General features: G+C 53.7%; 19 protein-coding genes. 10 read left to right on the top strand and 9 right to left on the bottom strand.

All coding sequences use genetic code 11. The features are described from left to right. Positions 1–21: 21 nt before the first annotated feature. A complete protein-coding gene (smpB, locus tag ACQG2G_RS16460; protein ID WP_008502505.1) occupies positions 22–504 on the bottom strand; it encodes an SsrA-binding protein SmpB in 483 nt (160 codons plus the stop codon). A gap of 156 nt (positions 505–660) precedes the next feature. On the opposite strand from smpB, the gene ACQG2G_RS16455 reads away from it, so the two are divergent. Both ACQG2G_RS16455 and ACQG2G_RS16450 read left to right on the top strand, forming a co-directional pair. Then, positions 661–1,098 (top strand): type II toxin-antitoxin system RatA family toxin, encoded by a 438-nt coding sequence (locus tag ACQG2G_RS16455; RefSeq protein WP_008502504.1) that lies wholly within the window; start codon positions 661–663, stop codon positions 1,096–1,098. Further along, positions 1,088–1,375 (top strand): RnfH family protein, encoded by a 288-nt coding sequence (locus ACQG2G_RS16450; RefSeq protein WP_028028154.1) that lies wholly within the window; start codon positions 1,088–1,090, stop codon positions 1,373–1,375. Before ACQG2G_RS16455 ends, ACQG2G_RS16450 begins: the two co-directional genes overlap by 11 nt. 108 nt (positions 1,376–1,483) lie before the next feature. Here ACQG2G_RS16450 and bamE read toward each other — a convergent pair whose 3' ends face one another. The 3 genes from bamE to nadK form a co-directional block, all read right to left on the bottom strand. Beyond that, positions 1,484–1,822, bottom strand: a complete 339-nt coding sequence (gene bamE / locus ACQG2G_RS16445) for an outer membrane protein assembly factor BamE (RefSeq protein WP_003863121.1) — start codon at positions 1,820–1,822, stop codon at positions 1,484–1,486. Positions 1,823–1,960: 138 nt separating this feature from the next. Continuing rightward, entirely contained in the window at positions 1,961–3,622 is a 1,662-nt protein-coding gene (gene recN, locus ACQG2G_RS16440; protein ID WP_061772509.1) for a DNA repair protein RecN, read from the bottom strand. A gap of 85 nt (positions 3,623–3,707) precedes the next feature. Beyond that, the gene (gene nadK, locus ACQG2G_RS16435) at positions 3,708–4,586 is read right to left on the bottom strand and encodes an NAD(+) kinase (protein WP_013098356.1); all 879 of its coding nucleotides are present in this window, start codon (positions 4,584–4,586) and stop codon (positions 3,708–3,710) included. A gap of 122 nt (positions 4,587–4,708) precedes the next feature. Between nadK and grpE the strand changes: the two genes are divergently transcribed. After that, a complete protein-coding gene (gene grpE / locus ACQG2G_RS16430) occupies positions 4,709–5,302 on the top strand; it encodes a nucleotide exchange factor GrpE (protein WP_013098354.1) in 594 nt (197 codons plus the stop codon). A gap of 52 nt (positions 5,303–5,354) precedes the next feature. Here grpE and ACQG2G_RS16425 read toward each other — a convergent pair whose 3' ends face one another. Then, on the bottom strand, positions 5,355–6,641 hold the full coding sequence (locus ACQG2G_RS16425) for an HlyC/CorC family transporter (protein ID WP_028028086.1): 1,287 nt from the start codon (positions 6,639–6,641) through the stop codon (positions 5,355–5,357). Between the two features lie 18 nt (positions 6,642–6,659). After that, positions 6,660–7,451, bottom strand: coding sequence for a cytochrome C assembly family protein (locus ACQG2G_RS16420; RefSeq protein WP_014832951.1), 792 nt, complete (start codon positions 7,449–7,451; stop codon positions 6,660–6,662). 166 nt (positions 7,452–7,617) lie between these two features. Between ACQG2G_RS16420 and ffh the strand changes: the two genes are divergently transcribed. The 7 genes from ffh (at position 7,618) to ACQG2G_RS16385 (ending at position 13,033) form a co-directional block, all read left to right on the top strand. Further along, positions 7,618–8,979: a signal recognition particle protein gene (gene ffh / locus ACQG2G_RS16415; protein WP_013098351.1), complete on the top strand. Its 1,362-nt coding sequence runs from the start codon at positions 7,618–7,620 to the stop codon at positions 8,977–8,979. Positions 8,980–9,095: 116 nt separating this feature from the next. Further along, a complete protein-coding gene (gene rpsP / locus ACQG2G_RS16410) occupies positions 9,096–9,344 on the top strand; it encodes a 30S ribosomal protein S16 (protein WP_003863133.1) in 249 nt (82 codons plus the stop codon). A gap of 15 nt (positions 9,345–9,359) precedes the next feature. Beyond that, on the top strand, positions 9,360–9,899 hold the full coding sequence (gene rimM / locus ACQG2G_RS16405) for a ribosome maturation factor RimM (protein ID WP_013098350.1): 540 nt from the start codon (positions 9,360–9,362) through the stop codon (positions 9,897–9,899). 31 nt (positions 9,900–9,930) lie between these two features. Then, the gene (trmD, locus tag ACQG2G_RS16400; RefSeq protein WP_008502493.1) at positions 9,931–10,698 is read left to right on the top strand and encodes a tRNA (guanosine(37)-N1)-methyltransferase TrmD; all 768 of its coding nucleotides are present in this window, start codon (positions 9,931–9,933) and stop codon (positions 10,696–10,698) included. Positions 10,699–10,741: 43 nt separating this feature from the next. Then, positions 10,742–11,089 carry a 50S ribosomal protein L19 gene (rplS, locus tag ACQG2G_RS16395; RefSeq protein ID WP_002914145.1) on the top strand — a complete coding sequence of 116 codons (348 nt, stop codon included), beginning with the start codon at positions 10,742–10,744 and terminating at the stop codon, positions 11,087–11,089. A 131-nt stretch (positions 11,090–11,220) separates the two neighbouring features. Further along, positions 11,221–11,625, top strand: coding sequence for a DUF2946 domain-containing protein (locus ACQG2G_RS16390; protein WP_040023452.1), 405 nt, complete (start codon positions 11,221–11,223; stop codon positions 11,623–11,625). 37 nt (positions 11,626–11,662) lie between these two features. Next, positions 11,663–13,033, top strand: a complete 1,371-nt coding sequence (locus tag ACQG2G_RS16385) for a PepSY-associated TM helix domain-containing protein (protein ID WP_061772510.1) — start codon at positions 11,663–11,665, stop codon at positions 13,031–13,033. 2 nt (positions 13,034–13,035) lie between these two features. Here the strand turns inward: ACQG2G_RS16385 and ACQG2G_RS16380 are convergent, their stop codons facing one another. The 3 genes from ACQG2G_RS16380 to ACQG2G_RS16370 are packed head-to-tail and all read right to left on the bottom strand — an operon-like array spanning position 13,036 to position 15,283. Further along, a complete protein-coding gene (locus ACQG2G_RS16380; RefSeq protein ID WP_038980886.1) occupies positions 13,036–13,521 on the bottom strand; it encodes an OmpA family protein in 486 nt (161 codons plus the stop codon). A 12-nt stretch (positions 13,522–13,533) separates the two neighbouring features. Then, positions 13,534–14,754 carry a diguanylate cyclase DgcN gene (gene dgcN, locus ACQG2G_RS16375; protein ID WP_061772255.1) on the bottom strand — a complete coding sequence of 407 codons (1,221 nt, stop codon included), beginning with the start codon at positions 14,752–14,754 and terminating at the stop codon, positions 13,534–13,536. Continuing rightward, complete coding sequence (locus tag ACQG2G_RS16370) at positions 14,747–15,283, bottom strand: YfiR family protein (protein WP_028028085.1); 537 nt, start codon at positions 15,281–15,283, stop codon at positions 14,747–14,749. Before ACQG2G_RS16370 ends, dgcN begins: the two co-directional genes overlap by 8 nt. Positions 15,284–15,358 lie beyond the last annotated feature (75 nt).

Raw genomic sequence — 15,358 nt, 5'->3', positions numbered from 1 at the left:
TAGTACAATAAGTGTGCAGAATCAACGTCCTGCGTTTTTCATAATGCGCGCTTTGTCGAGTTGCCATTCGCGCTCTTTCAGGTCAGTACGTTTGTCGTGCTGTTTTTTACCTTTGGCAACGCCAACTTTTACTTTGCACCAAGCGTTTTTCCAGTACAGCGACAGCGCGACCACGGTAAAGCCTTCACGATTAATGCGCCCGTAGAGGGATTCCAGTTCCCGCTTGTTCAGCAACAGCTTACGGGTACGCGTTGGGTCACACACGTAGTGCGAAGAGGCGACGGTCAGCGGCGTAAAGTTGGCACCGAACAGGAAGGCTTCGCCATCTTTCAGGATCACATAGCTATCGCCGATGTTGGCTTTCCCGGCGCGCAGCGATTTTACTTCCCAGCCCTGCAGTGCAAGGCCAGCTTCAAATTCTTCTTCAATGAAATACTCATGGCGAGCACGCTTGTTGAGCGCAATGGTCGCCGAGCCTGGTTTATGTGCTTTTTTCTTCGTCATAAGTGTCGTAAAGCCGTCGGTAATCTGATTTCAAAAAGTCACCTCATTGCGTCCTGTGAGGTCTAACGCGCTATCTTAGCACGAGATGAGGCTTAGCGTTTTTTTAACAGGTGATAAATGTTATTATTTGTCCGTTGTGTGACCATGGGAAATGCTATGCCTCAGATTAGCCGTACTGCGCTTGTACCTTACAGCGCGGAACAAATGTATCAGTTAGTGAACGATGTTCAGTCTTATCCAGAATTTATCCCTGGGTGTACCGGGAGCCGCGTTCTGGAGTCTGGCCCGACGCAGATGACGGCGGCGGTGGATGTCTCCAAAGCGGGGATCAGCAAGACGTTCACCACCCGCAATACGCTGACGAACAATCAGAGTATTTTGATGCATCTGGTGGATGGTCCATTCAAGACCCTGATGGGAGGCTGGAAGTTTACGCCGCTGAGCGCTGATGCCTGCCGCATCGAGTTCCATCTGGACTTTGAGTTTACCAATAAGCTGATTGAGCTGGCGTTTGGCCGCATCTTCAAAGAGCTGGCGTCCAATATGGTTCAGGCGTTCACGACCCGCGCCAAAGAGGTCTACAGTGTCGCATAAGATAGCTGTGGAAGTGGTCTACGCGTTGCCTGAGAAGCAGTATCTGCAGCGCGTGACGCTGGAAGAGGGCGCAACCGTTGAGGCGGCTATCCGAGCTTCTGGCATTCTGGAGCTTCGTCGCGATATCGATCTGGCAAAAAATAAAGTCGGCATTTACAGCCGTCCGGTGAAGCTGGGCGATGTGCTGAAAGAGGGCGACCGGGTGGAGATTTATCGCCCGTTGATTGCCGACCCGAAAGAGCTGCGTCGCCAGCGTGCGGAGAAATCAGCTAAGTAGTGCTTTCTTCTCCCGGTGGCGCTGCGCTTACCGGGGCTACGATCCAGTGCGAAATGTCGATACAAAAAAGGTGCTCATTGAGCACCTTTTTGCATTTCTGACGCCGGATTATTTGGTCAGGGCAGGTTTGTTGTCGATGTTGGTCAACACACCGGCGCTGCTGAAGGTCAGCGTCAGGGTCTGCTGGGTCACATCTTCGTGGCCTGGCTGCTGACGGAATACATAGAACCAGGTGTTGGTGCCGAACGGATCGGACATCATCGGGGTTCCCAGTGCATAAGCGACCTGCTGTTGTGTCATCCCTACACGGATTTTAGACACATCGTTAGGGGTAAGGTAGTTCCCCTGGTTGATGTCAGGACGGTAAACCACTTTCTCCAGAGTGGAACAGCCTGCGGTCAACATCAGAAGAACCGCAGCGGCAGCGGTCAGCGTTTTACAGCGCATAGTGATTTGATTCCTTTTCGGGCCCGAGCAGTACGCGGCTCATATGTAATATGCCGATGATAATAGACCTTGCCCCACTTTGAAACCGGTCTGGCGGCGTTTTTGTTGTTCTGTATGACCCTGAGATCCCGAAAAAGTTTATGCCGCCAGCAGTTCTTTCGCATTCGCGAGCGTATTGCGGGTGACTTCGCTGCCTCCCAGCAGACGAGCCAGCTCCTGCAGGCGCGAGCGTTTATCCAGCGGTTTCATGTGCGTTTCAGTCATTTCACCGTCCGTTTCTTTGCTGACGATAAAGTGATGATGACCACAGCCCGCCACCTGCGGCAGGTGGGTGACGCACATCACCTGCGTCGATTCACCGAGCTGGCGCAGCAGTTTACCCACTACCGCCGCCGTCGGGCCGCTGATCCCCACATCCACTTCATCGAAAATCAGGGCCGGGGTTTCCATTTTACGGGCGGTGATAACCTGGATCGCCAGAGCAATACGGGAGAGCTCACCGCCGGATGCCACTTTGGAAATAGGCTGTAACGGCTGGCCTGGGTTGGTGGTGACACGGAATTCGATGCGATCCGCGCCTTCCGCCGTCAGGGAGTTCTCTTCGAAGCGGACATCAATCGTGAATATGCCGTGTGGCATCGCCAGCGTATGCATGCTGTCGGTGATGTGCTGGCTGAGTTCCTGAGCATAATGCTGACGAACTTCATGCAGCTTTTTCGCCGTGGTCAGCGCCTGCTGATGGTGCTGTTTTACCGCCAGAGTCAGCGTTTCCAGTGAATCAGCCTGATCGTCAAGTTGCTGCTGTTCATCAAGGAGAGACTGATAGAACGCAGGCAACTCTTCCGGCGTGACGTGGTGTTTGCGCGCCAGAGAAATCTGACGGGAAATGCGCTGTTCCAGTTCAAACAGGCGATTGGGGTCGAGATCCAGGCGTTCACAGTAGTGGCGCAGTTCATCACCGGCTTCAGAGATTTGAATCGCCGCCTCTTCCAGCATATCCAGCACGCCGGACAGTTTGCTGTCCATGCCCGCCAGCTCGGTAACAAGCTGACGCACGTTATACAGCTGGCTTTGCAGATTAACGTCTTCGCCATCTGCCAGTAAGGTGAGGGCATTCTGGCTGGTAGAGAGCAGATGGCCACTGTTGGCCAGACGCTTGTACTCTTCGTCAATAAGTTCGAACTCACCCGCCTGCGGGTTAAACTCGTTCAGTTCTTTGAGCTGATACTCCAGCAGCTCGGCGCGTGCGGCACGCTCCTGGCTTTGCTGCTGATGCTGAGCCAGCTCGCGGCAGCTCTGGTGCCACTGGCGATAGTGTTCTGCCATCAACTGAGTAAGTGCATACTCACCTGCATAGCCATCGAGCAGCGATTTTTGCTGCTCCGGCTTAACCAGTTGCTGATGCGCGTGCTGACCATGGATTTGAATAAGCAACTGGCCCAGCTCGCGAAGCTGAGAAAGCGGTACCGCCGTGCCGTTGATAAAACCGCGTGAACGACCGTCGCTGCTGATAACGCGACGAAGTAAACACTCACGTCCATCTTCAAGCTGGTTTTCTTCGAGCCAGCGCAGGGCTGCAGGGGTGTCTTTCAGGGAGAAGCGAGCGCAGAGGTCAGCACGGTTGGCGCCCATGCGCACCATGTCACCCTCAGCACGCCCGCCAAGGCACAAGCCGAGGGCATCAATGGCAATGGATTTACCCGCACCGGTTTCCCCGGTGATCGCCGTCATGCCGCTGTGGAAATCGATCTCAAGCTCACGAACAATGGCAAAGTTGCTGATGGTCAGTTGTGCCAGCATAATTGTTTTCCTGTATGAAAAACCATAACTGTGTTTTCATACAGTATAAACTGGTTTTTTATACAGTAAAGTACTGGATGCAAAATCAGAACAATTTTTTTGACCAGCCAAGCTTCGAGCTTAATGTGTTGAAATAGCTGTAATCTTTCGGATGAATAAGGTTCAGGTGATAATCACACCGACGAATCAGTACATCTTCACCTTCCTGAATAGGCAGTGCGATCTGGCTGTCGCAGCTAATCTCCAGGTCATTACGGCGGTGCGAGAAACGCAGGCGAATGGTGCTGCTGCCGTTAATCACCAGCGGGCGGGCAGAAAGGGTGTGCGGGAACATCGGCACCAGCGTAATGGCATCCAGCGAAGGCGTCAGGATTGGTCCTCCCGCGGAAAGCGAATAGGCGGTCGAGCCCGTCGGCGTGGAGATAATCAGCCCGTCAGAGCGCTGGGAGAACGCGAAGATTTCATCGATATACACTTCGAACTCAATCATATGCGCCACTTTGCCGGGGTGAAGTACCACCTCGTTAATGGCGGTACTGATGCGTTTCTGGCAGTCCTGCTGACACACCTGCGCTTCCAGTAAAAAACGTTTTTCGCTGATGTAATGTCCTTCCAGCACATCGGCCAGCTGCTGCTGCGCGTTGTCCGGGTCGAGGTCAGTCAGAAAACCGAGATTGCCACGGTTGATGCCGATGACTTTTATGTCGTAGCGGGCCAGCGTGCGAGCCGCGCCGAGCATGTTGCCGTCGCCGCCGACCACCACTGCGAGATCCGCCTGCTGTCCAATCTCTGCCAGCGTGCCGGTTTTAACGCTCTTAAGCTGCAGCTCCTGAGCGATCTGCTGCTCAACCATCACTTCATAGCCTTTGCTACACAGCCAGCGATACAACATTTCATGTGTCGTCAATGCCGTAGGGTGACGCGGGTGCCCGACGATCCCAATACACCTGAAATGATTATTCATTTTCTGGAGGTCCTTGTGCCTGATGAATGATGACAATCTCTCTTGTTCCCTTGAATCCAGGAAACTGATCCCCATAATAAGCGAAGTTAGCGAGATGAATGCAGAAAAACGCGGAGAAATTCATGAGTAGTAAAGAACAGAAAACGCCTGAGGGGCAAGCCCCTGAAGAAATTATCACGGAACAGCACGATGAAGTTGAGGCTGTAGAGCCAGACGCATCAGCTGAGCAGGTGGACCCGCGCGATGAAAAAATTGCGAATCTGGAAGCCCAACTGGTAGAAGCACAGAATCGCGAACGCGACAGTGTTCTGCGCATCAAGGCGGAAATGGAAAACCTGCGTCGTCGTACCGAACAGGACGTTGAGAAGGCGCATAAGTTTGCGCTGGAGAAATTCGTCAACGAACTGCTGCCGGTAATCGACAGCCTCGATCGCGCGCTGGAAGTGGCTGATAAAGCGAATCCGGACAACGCGGCGATGATCGAAGGTATCGAACTGACGCTAAAATCCATGCTGGACGTGGTGCGTAAGTTTGGCGTGGAAGTGATTGCCGATACCGACGTCCCGCTGGATCCTAACGTGCACCAGGCGATTGCGATGGTGGAATCAGAAGACGTTGAAGCCGGTAAAGTGCTGGGCGTGATGCAGAAGGGGTATACCCTAAACGGCCGTACCATCCGTGCTGCGATGGTAACCGTGGCGAAAGCGAAAGCGTAATTTGCCGCCCCGTAGTGCCGGGCGGCGGCTTCGCCTTGCCCGGCCTACAACTTTATTCCGCGATACTTTCGCGCAGTGGTTTAACAGGCAGGACCTTCACCTGCTTAATCATATTGTCCTGCACGTCCAGGATATCAATATCATACTGTTCAATGCGCACCCGCGTGCCCGCCGCCGGGATCTCTTCCAGTGCTTCCAGAATCATCCCATTCATGGTGCGAGCCTCATCTTCCGGCAGATGCCAGTTAAAGGCTTTATTGAGTTCGCGGATGTTCGCGCTGCCGTCAATCAGAACCGAACCGTCGTTTTGCGGCGTGACCTCTTCCGCAAGAGAAGGGGACATGGAGGTGGTAAAATCTCCGACAATCTCTTCCAGAATATCTTCGACCGTCACCAGCCCCTGAATATCGCCATACTCATCGACCACCAGGCCGACTTTCTTCTTGTTACGCTGGAATTTCACCAGCTGCGTGCTGAGCGGCGTTCCTTCCGGCACGTAGTAAATCTCGTCGGCGGCGCGCAGCATCACCTCTTTAGTGAACTCTTTTTTCTCGGTCATCAGGCGATAGGCTTCCCGTACGCGCAGCATACTGATGGCGTCGTCCAGGGAATCGCGATACAGCACAATGCGTCCGTGCGGGGAGTGGGTCAGCTGGCGGACGATGGCCTTCCAGTCGTCGTTAATATCAATCCCGACGATTTCGTTACGCGGCACCATAATGTCGTTAACGCTGACCTTTTCCAGATCCAGCACCGACAGGAGCATGTCCTGATTGCGGCGTGAAATCTGCGAGCGGGATTCGTTCACGATGGTGCGCAGCTCGTCTTTGCTGAGTGCGCTGCTGATGGCGACGTCGGCTTTGATGCCGACCATGCGCATCAGGATACGGGTGACCATATTCAACAGCCAGACCAGCGGCATCATCAGGATCAGCAGCGGTGCCAGCAGGAAGCTGCTCGGGTAAGCCACTTTTTCCGGGTAAAGCGCAGCGATGGTTTTGGGCAGCACTTCCGCAAACACCAGCACCACAAACGTCAGTACGCCGGTAGCAATCGCGACCCCGGCGTTGCCGTACAGGCGCATCCCGACAATGGTGCCCAGCGCAGAGGCGAGGATATTGACGAGGTTGTTACCGATAAGCACCAGGCTTATCAGGCGATCCGGTTTACGGAGCAGCTTTTCAACGCGACGTGCGGCACGGTTACCCTGTTTAGCACGATGACGTAACCGGTAGCGGTTTAAGGTCATCATGCCGGTTTCCGAACCAGAGAAATAGGCGGAGATGACCACCATGACGATCAGCGTAACGATCAGCGTGGTGGTAGAGATGTGTTCCAGGGGGAACTCCTTTGTTACTTAGCCAGCAAATTGCTGTATGAAGCGACTTCCGAAATAGGCAAGGGTGAGTATGCCCGCACCCGCGACATTGAACCAGACCACGCGACGACCGCGCCAGCCCTCATGATAATGGCCCCATAACAGCACAATATAGACAAACCACGCGATGATGGAGAGCACCGCTTTGTCGATATTCTCCACGCTGAACAGGTTTTTCATATAAAACAGGCCAGTGCAGAGCGTTAAGGTCAATAATACTACGCCGACCTGGGTGATGTGGAACATCTTACGCTCAATGACCATCAGCGGCGGCATCTCATGGTTAAACGCCAGCTTTTTGTTTTTCAACTGGTAGTCAATCCAGGCGAGCTGCATGGCATAGAGCGCGGCAATGATCAGCGTTGCGTAAGAGAACAGCGACAGGCCGATGTGCACCAGCATGCCCGGCGTGGCTTCCAGATGCGTAATGAACTCATTGGGCATAAAGGTGGCTAAGGCCAGATTGATCAGCGCGAAGGCATAAACAATGGGCAGCAACAGCCAGCCACGATTCTTAGAGGCGACAATGGTCATCACCGTACAGATCATCAGGCTGACCAGCGAACCGACGTTCAGCACGCTCAGGTTTTGCACGCTGCCGTCACCGGGAATGATGCGCGATTCCAGCGCAAAAGCGTGACTAATCAGTGCGATCACCGCCGACAGAATAGCCATGCGCCGCCAGCCGCTGTTTTTTTGCAGCAGTCCGGGAATGATCAGCGCAAGGCTGACAGAGTAGGCAACAAGGGCGATCAGTGCGAAAACAGGCATATAGGCATCGACAGTTGTCTTAATAAGAAAGAAAAGCAGTATAACGTTACGTGACGCCTGCTCCAACCGTTGCATAACAACAAAGGCGCCTTCATGTTATACTCCGGCAAAATTCTGTGTATGTGTCGCTCATGGCGGCCCAACGTTTCTACTCAGGCGAGAGACAATGTTTGATAATTTAACCGATCGTTTGTCGCGCACGCTGCGCAACATCAGCGGCCGCGGACGCCTTACCGAAGACAACATCAAGGAAACGCTGCGCGAAGTGCGCATGGCGCTGCTGGAAGCAGACGTCGCGTTGCCGGTTGTTCGTGATTTTATAAACCGCGTTAAAGAGAAGGCGGTTGGTCATGAAGTTAACAAGAGCCTGACCCCGGGTCAGGAGTTCGTCAAAATCGTTCGTAACGAACTGGTTTCGGCGATGGGCGAAGAGAACCAGGTTCTGAACCTGGCGGCTCAGCCTCCGGCCGTCGTGTTGATGGCGGGTCTGCAGGGTGCGGGTAAAACCACCAGCGTCGGTAAGCTGGGTAAATTCCTGCGCGAGAAGCACAAGAAAAAGGTGCTGGTGGTTTCTGCGGACGTTTATCGCCCGGCGGCGATCAAACAGCTGGAGACCCTGGCGCAGCAGGTTGGGGTCGATTTCTTCCCGTCTGACGTGGCCCAGAAGCCAGTCGACATCGTGAACGCGGCGCTGAAAGAGGCGAAGCTGAAGTTCTACGACGTGCTGCTGGTGGATACCGCCGGTCGTCTGCACGTCGACGAAGCGATGATGGACGAAATCAAACAGGTGCATGCTTCTATCAACCCGGTAGAGACCCTGTTTGTGGTTGACGCCATGACCGGTCAGGATGCGGCGAACACCGCGAAAGCGTTCAACGAAGCGCTGCCGTTAACCGGCGTGGTGCTGACCAAAGTGGACGGTGACGCCCGCGGCGGTGCGGCGCTTTCTATTCGTCATATCACCGGTAAGCCGATCAAATTCCTCGGTGTGGGCGAAAAAACCGAAGCGCTGGAGCCGTTCCACCCGGACCGTATTGCCTCCCGTATCCTCGGCATGGGCGACGTGCTGTCGCTGATTGAAGATATCGAGAGCAAAGTTGACCGTGCGCAGGCCGAGAAGCTGGCCAGCAAGCTGAAAAAAGGCGACGGTTTCGATCTGACCGACTTCCTTGAGCAGCTGCGTCAGATGAAAAACATGGGCGGCATGGCAAGCCTGATGGGCAAACTGCCGGGCATGGGCCAGATCCCAGACAACGTAAAAGCGCAGATGGATGACAAAGTGCTGGTGCGTATGGAGGCGATCATCAACTCAATGACCCTCAAAGAGCGTGCTAACCCGGATATCATCAAAGGTTCCCGTAAGCGTCGTATCGCAGCCGGTTGCGGCATGCAGGTGCAGGACGTTAACCGCCTTCTGAAACAGTTCGACGACATGCAGCGCATGATGAAGAAAATGAAGAAAGGCGGCATGGCGAAAATGATGCGTGGCATGAAAGGCATGATGCCACCCGGTTTTCCTGGGCGATAATCGCTTTTGAGATTGCTTTTTGCCCGAAAATGAGTAAAATTTTCGGGCTTTTAATATGACACCCGGGCTCCGTTCCTCGATGGGGCCCGGTTGTTTTATTCACACAAGAGGATGTTATGGTAACTATTCGTTTAGCACGTCACGGCGCTAAAAAGCGTCCGTTCTACCAGGTTGTTGTGACTGACAGCCGTAATGCACGCAACGGTCGCTTCATCGAGCGCGTTGGTTTCTTCAACCCACTGGCCGCTGGCGCAGAAGAAGAAACTCGTCTGGATCTGGATCGTATCGCTCACTGGGTTGGCCAGGGCGCGACTGTTTCCGATCGCGTTGCTACGCTGATCAAAGCAGCAAACAAAGCAGCTTAATCTGTCACGGTGGTCATGATGAGCAATAAAGCACCTGTTGAACCGATTGTATTGGGCAAAATGGGTTCTTGCTACGGTATCCGTGGTTGGCTCAGAGTGTTTTCCTCCACTGAAGACGCTGATAGCATTTTTAATTACCAGCCCTGGTTTATTCAGAAAGGCGGTAAGTGGGAAGAGGTCGAGCTGGAAAGCTGGCGTCACCACAATCAGGACATCATCATCAAGCTGAAAGGCGTTGACGATCGTGATGCCGCGAATGCATTGACTAATTGTGAAATTGTCGTGGATTCGTCGCAGTTGCCGGAGCTCGAAGAAGGCGACTATTACTGGAAAGACCTTATGGGTTGCCAGGTAGTCACTACTGAAGGCTACAGCCTGGGGAAAGTCATCGACATGATGGAAACCGGGTCCAATGACGTTCTCGTCATTAAGGCAAACCTGAAAGATGCATTTGGCATCAAGGAGCGGTTGGTTCCGTTCCTCGATGGACAGGTTATCAAGAAAGTCGATCTCGCTACTCAAACGATTGAAGTAGATTGGGATCCTGGTTTTTAAATTCTCCGGATAAACGGTAAAAGACGGCGCTATGTGGATTGGCATAATTAGCCTGTTTCCTGAAATGTTCCGCGCGATTACCGATTACGGGGTAACTGGCCGGGCAGTAAAGAATGGCCTGCTGAGCATCCAGAGCTGGAGTCCTCGTGACTTCACGCATGACCGGCACCGTACCGTGGACGATCGTCCTTACGGCGGCGGACCGGGGATGTTAATGATGGTGCAACCCTTACGGGACGCCATTCACACAGCAAAAGCCGCGGCAGGTGAAGGCGCAAAGGTGATTTATCTGTCACCTCAGGGACGCAAGCTTGATCAAGCGGGCGTCAGCGAACTGGCGACGAATCAAAAACTGATTCTGGTCTGTGGTCGCTACGAAGGGATAGATGAGCGCGTAATTCAAACCGAGATTGACGAAGAATGGTCTATCGGCGATTACGTTCTCAGCGGTGGTGAGTTACCCGCAATGACGCTGATTGACTCCGTCGCCCGGTTCATTCCGGGAGTACTGGGCCATGAAGCTTCGGCAACGGAAGATTCCTTTGCCGATGGGTTGCTGGACTGTCCACACTATACCCGTCCTGAAGTGTTAGAAGGGATGGAAGTCCCGGCAGTGTTACTGTCAGGAAACCATGCTGAGATACGTCGCTGGCGTTTGAAGCAGTCGCTGGGCCGAACCTGGCTTAGAAGACCTGAACTTCTGGAAAACCTGGCTCTGACTGAAGAGCAAGCAAAGTTGCTGGCCGAGTTCAAAACTGAACACGCGCAACAGCAGCATGAACATGATGGGAATGCGTAATACGCTCCCGAATATCAGTTTACCCAGGATAAGAGATTAAATTATGAGCAACATTATTAAGCAACTTGAACAAGAGCAGATGAAGCAGGACGTACCTTCCTTCCGTCCAGGTGACACCGTGGAAGTGAAAGTATGGGTTGTTGAAGGTTCCAAAAAACGTCTGCAGGCATTCGAGGGCGTGGTTATCGCTATTCGTAACCGCGGTCTGCACTCTGCATTCACTGTTCGTAAAATTTCCAACGGCGAAGGCGTTGAGCGTGTCTTCCAGACTCACTCTCCGGTAGTTGACAGCATTGCTGTTAAACGTCGTGGTGCTGTACGTAAAGCTAAACTGTACTACCTGCGTGAGCGTACTGGTAAGTCTGCTCGTATTAAAGAGCGTCTGAACTAAGATTCGCTTAAGCGACATCCTGTTAGAAAGGGCTGGCCGAAAGGCTGCCCTTTTTTTATCCCATCGCATCTCTCGTGTTAACCCTTTCGTCATAAATCATTTACAATGCTGGCCTCTTCCGTGGAGGGTAAGTGATTAACGTACTGCATCAGCATAACTGGAAACGCGCAGCGGCATTGACCGCGCTGTTTGCGATCCTGCTGATCGTGATCGCACCGCTGATCTCCGTCTCGCTGCAAAAAGATCCCATGAGTGCCATGCCGGGGATGCATCATGACATGAGCATGATGTCGATGGATGAGCACCACGGCGATATGCAGCACAGCATGCCGGTTGACCATGCGGAAGCCTGTGGCTACTGCGTGCTATTAGCCCACGTGCCGGGCATGATACTCGCGCTGATTGTGCTGCTCAGTATCGTGCTGCAAAGGCTGCGTGTCAGGACGCCGCGTCAGGCGGTCAGCCACTGGCACTTTTTCCCCTGGCTTTATCCTGATACCCGCGCGCCGCCGCGGCAGTCTGCTTTTTCCCTTTAAAAAATATCGATAACTTTTTGCCTTAAAAAGGAAAAGTATGACTACCTGCACTCCGCGCGCGGCATGGGGAAACCTGCTGCGTCGACTCCATTTCTATGTCGGGCTGTTTGTCGGCCCGTTTATCTTCTTCGCCGCGCTGACCGGTACGCTGTACGTGGCGACACCGCAGCTGGAAAATATTCTGTACCGGCACGCGCTCCATACGGATTCCGTGGGGGAACTCCAACCGCTGGCGGAACAGATCGCCGTGGCGGAAAAAACCATCGGCACCGAGCTGCGTTTATACGCCGTTCGTCCTGGCCTGGCTGCGGGTGAAACCACCCGGGTGATGTTTGCCGACCCGTCGCTTGGCCCATCGGAGACCCGCGCTATTTTTATCGATCCCGTCACTCTTGCGGTGCGTGGCGATATGACCGTGTATGGCACCAGCGGGATTTTACCGCTACGCCAGACCATTGATTATCTGCATACGTCCCTGATGCTGGGTAACGTTGGTCGGCTCTACAGCGAGCTGGCCGCCTCGTGGATGTGGGTCGCCGCGCTGGGCGGGATTGCGCTGTGGTTTTATACCCGGCCAAAACGTCGGCTCAACAATCGTTTTCAGAACCGGCGTCGCCTGCATGTCACGCTGGGCTGGGTGCTGCTGGGGGGAATGTTGCTGTTTTCTGCGACCGGCCTGACGTGGTCCCAGTGGGCGGGCGGCAATGTGGATAAACTGCGCGCGCAGATGAACTGGCTCACGCCGCAGGTGAACACCACGCTTTCGGGTGCGCCCGTCACGTTGGATGAGCACGCTGAACACCATGGGCATCATGCCGGCATGATGATGCCCGACATGACGATGGAGCTGACCCAGTTCGATGGCGTATTGCTCGCTGCCCGCCAGGCCGGGATTGATGCGAATAAACTCGAAATCCGCCCGGCGAAAAGCGCTGACCAGGCGTGGACCGTGACGGAAATTGACCGCCGCTGGCCGACCCAGGTGGATGCCGTTGCGGTGGATCCAAATTCCATGCAAATTCTGGACAGAACCCGCTTTGAGGATTTCCCGTTAATGGCAAAGCTGACCCGCTGGGGTGTGGATTTCCATATGGGGATCTTATTCGGGCTGGTTAACCAGTTACTGCTCGTCGCATTTGGCCTGGCGCTGTGTGTGCTGATTGTCTGGGGATACCGGATGTGGTGGATGCGTCGTCCGGCGCAATCGACGGCCGATCCGCTTCAGACGCTTTGTCAGTGCTGGCTGGCGCTCCCGGGATGGGGAAAAGCCGTCACGGTGGTGGTCAGCGTATTGCTGGGGCTGGCATTGCCGGTGATGGGCGTGAGCCTGGCGCTGTTTATGCTGATTGACTGGCTACGCTGGCGAGCGGCAACTGGCGTGTCGCTCGCACAATCATCCGTTAAATAAGGCTATGGCGTGCTGATGACCACCGCGACCCGACGGTTTTCAGCACGCCCTTGCGCCGTACTGTTGCTGGAAACCGGATATTTTTTACCTAATCCCTGCGTGGTGAGGTTGCTGCGCGGGATATTGGCGCCTTTGGCCCAGACGTCAGCCACTGCATTGGCACGTTTTAACGACAGCGCTTCATTGTAGCTCTCTTCACCGTAATTATCGGTGTGGCCATCCATACGCGCGTGTTTCAGGCCGGTAGCCGCCAGGCGAGAGGCCATGGAGCGGATCTGCGCTTCACTTTCCGGGCGCAGTCTGGCGTCATTTTTATCAAACAGGATCGTATCTGACAGGCCCAAAGACCAGTCGCCATTCAGTTCGTTAAAACCGTATGACTTCATCGCCGCAATTTGCTCAGGGGAGAATTTACCTTCAGGCGGTGACTGACAACCCGCCAGTACCATTGAAGCGAGAAATAACGGCGCGAAGTATCGCTTTAACATATCGTATCCTTTCTAAGTTATTGCTTTTGTACGCTGGTTTTTATCCTGGTACATGTTGCGGTCGGCTTGCTCCAGTAATGCTTCCACAGAGGCACTTTCCCACGCCAGAGCAAAGCCAATGCTAAGTGACATCGTTGCTGTCTGCCCGTTATGCAGATCGAACGGGCGCATAAACTGCTGCGACAGCGCAGCACAAATCTGTTGAACCTCCGCGGCAGACTGCACGCCATAAAGCACCATCGCAAACTCGTCACCGCCAAGGCGGTATGACTGATGACGTTTATCGCCAAACTCAACCATCCGGCGCGCGACTTCAATCAGGACGCAATCGCCCGCAGCATGTCCCCAGGTATCGTTAATAAACTTGAAATTATCACCGTCGAGGAAGAGCAGGGCAGTGTTGGTTTTTGCGGAGGCGTCGTGCATTAATGCCGCGATGCTGCTACGAAACGCCGCCCGATTGGCGAGGCCGGTGAGAGGATCGTGCATGGCGGTACGCAGTAGCTGAGCGTTTTTCGCCTGCAGCTTAAGCTGCCACTCTTCCATTTCATCCAGCAGACTGTTGAAATCTTCGCCAAACTGGTGGAATTCTTCGATGCGGCCATCCTTCACCCGCCGGGAAAAGTTGCGGTTGGTGCGTACGTCATGCACGACGTCGGTGATGTTTTGCAGCGCTGTGACCATGCCATGATGCAGAGATTGTGTAATCGTAAGCGCGACGGCGGTGGCAAAAACAATACAGCCGGTAAGAACGGCAAACGACAACCAGATGAAATGGCTGATGAGATTATCGCGTGCGGTCAGGCGAATTTCGCCGATCGCATTACCGTTATGCATGATGGGCTGTGCGACCGGGTCGGGGAACAGCCAGCGGCTAACCAATGCACCCAGCGTGTCATTATTCTCTTCCGGGTTCCAGGACCAGTAAGCAAACCGCTTTTTATGCGCGTTAATAACCTCAGCCACGGCAAACTGGCCCTGTTTACCCAGGGTGGCGAGCGTTTCGTTAGCCGCCAGCGCATCATTAAAGACCAGTGAGGCTTCAAGGCTGTGGCTCATTGTTGCGCCGGTTAATTCGAGATTTTTTTGGGCGTATTGCTTTAATGTCACCACAGAAGCAAAACAGAGCAGGAGCCAAATTAACGTCATGGTGATGATGACGCTTATCATGCTGATTCGTCTCAACGTGCTTTTAAACGTTGGACGTGGCGTTGAAGTGATTTCTTTATCCATGCTGCTTATTCCGTGCCAGCATTAATACATCCGGATTGACGCGTACGCCACTGCGCGTCAATGCATCCAGATTAACGGAAAATCTGACCTGGTTATGATCGATTATCAGGCAGAATGCACTGCCAATAACACATTCCGGATTCTGCTCTGAGATTAATAGCAATGCTCTGCCCTGATATTGACTTATTAATTCAAGTTGTTTTGCAGGCGATTCAGCCCCGAAATAAATAGCATCACACGTCGCGGACAGGGCTTCCTGATCGTTACGTACAATGACGGGAGTATAAGGTAACTCGCTTTGCCCCTCTTCGCTGCTCAGTGCTTGCGTGTAGTGAGACGAGGCATAAACGCAGAGTTTAGGTTGCCCGGAAAGTGACGGCCATCGGGTATAGCTCACGATACCCGATACAATCGAACGTACCGATTTATCGGTTTCTGTGAACGTGGCTGCCGGTGCTGGGCCTACCATAAAGAACAGCATTAGCACCAGAGTGAGTCGGAACAAAGAGATCAAGAATGAATTTCTCACCAGAATCCGCCATACCGCTCTGGAAAATAGATGTCCTTACGAGTTGTCGGCAGAATACCATTGTTTATCAAAGCC

Source organism: Enterobacter cloacae complex sp. 382A5, from assembly GCF_050031095.1.
Lineage (GTDB): Bacteria > Pseudomonadota > Gammaproteobacteria > Enterobacterales > Enterobacteriaceae > Enterobacter > Enterobacter cloacae.
This window is presented reverse-complemented; position numbering and strand designations above follow the sequence as displayed.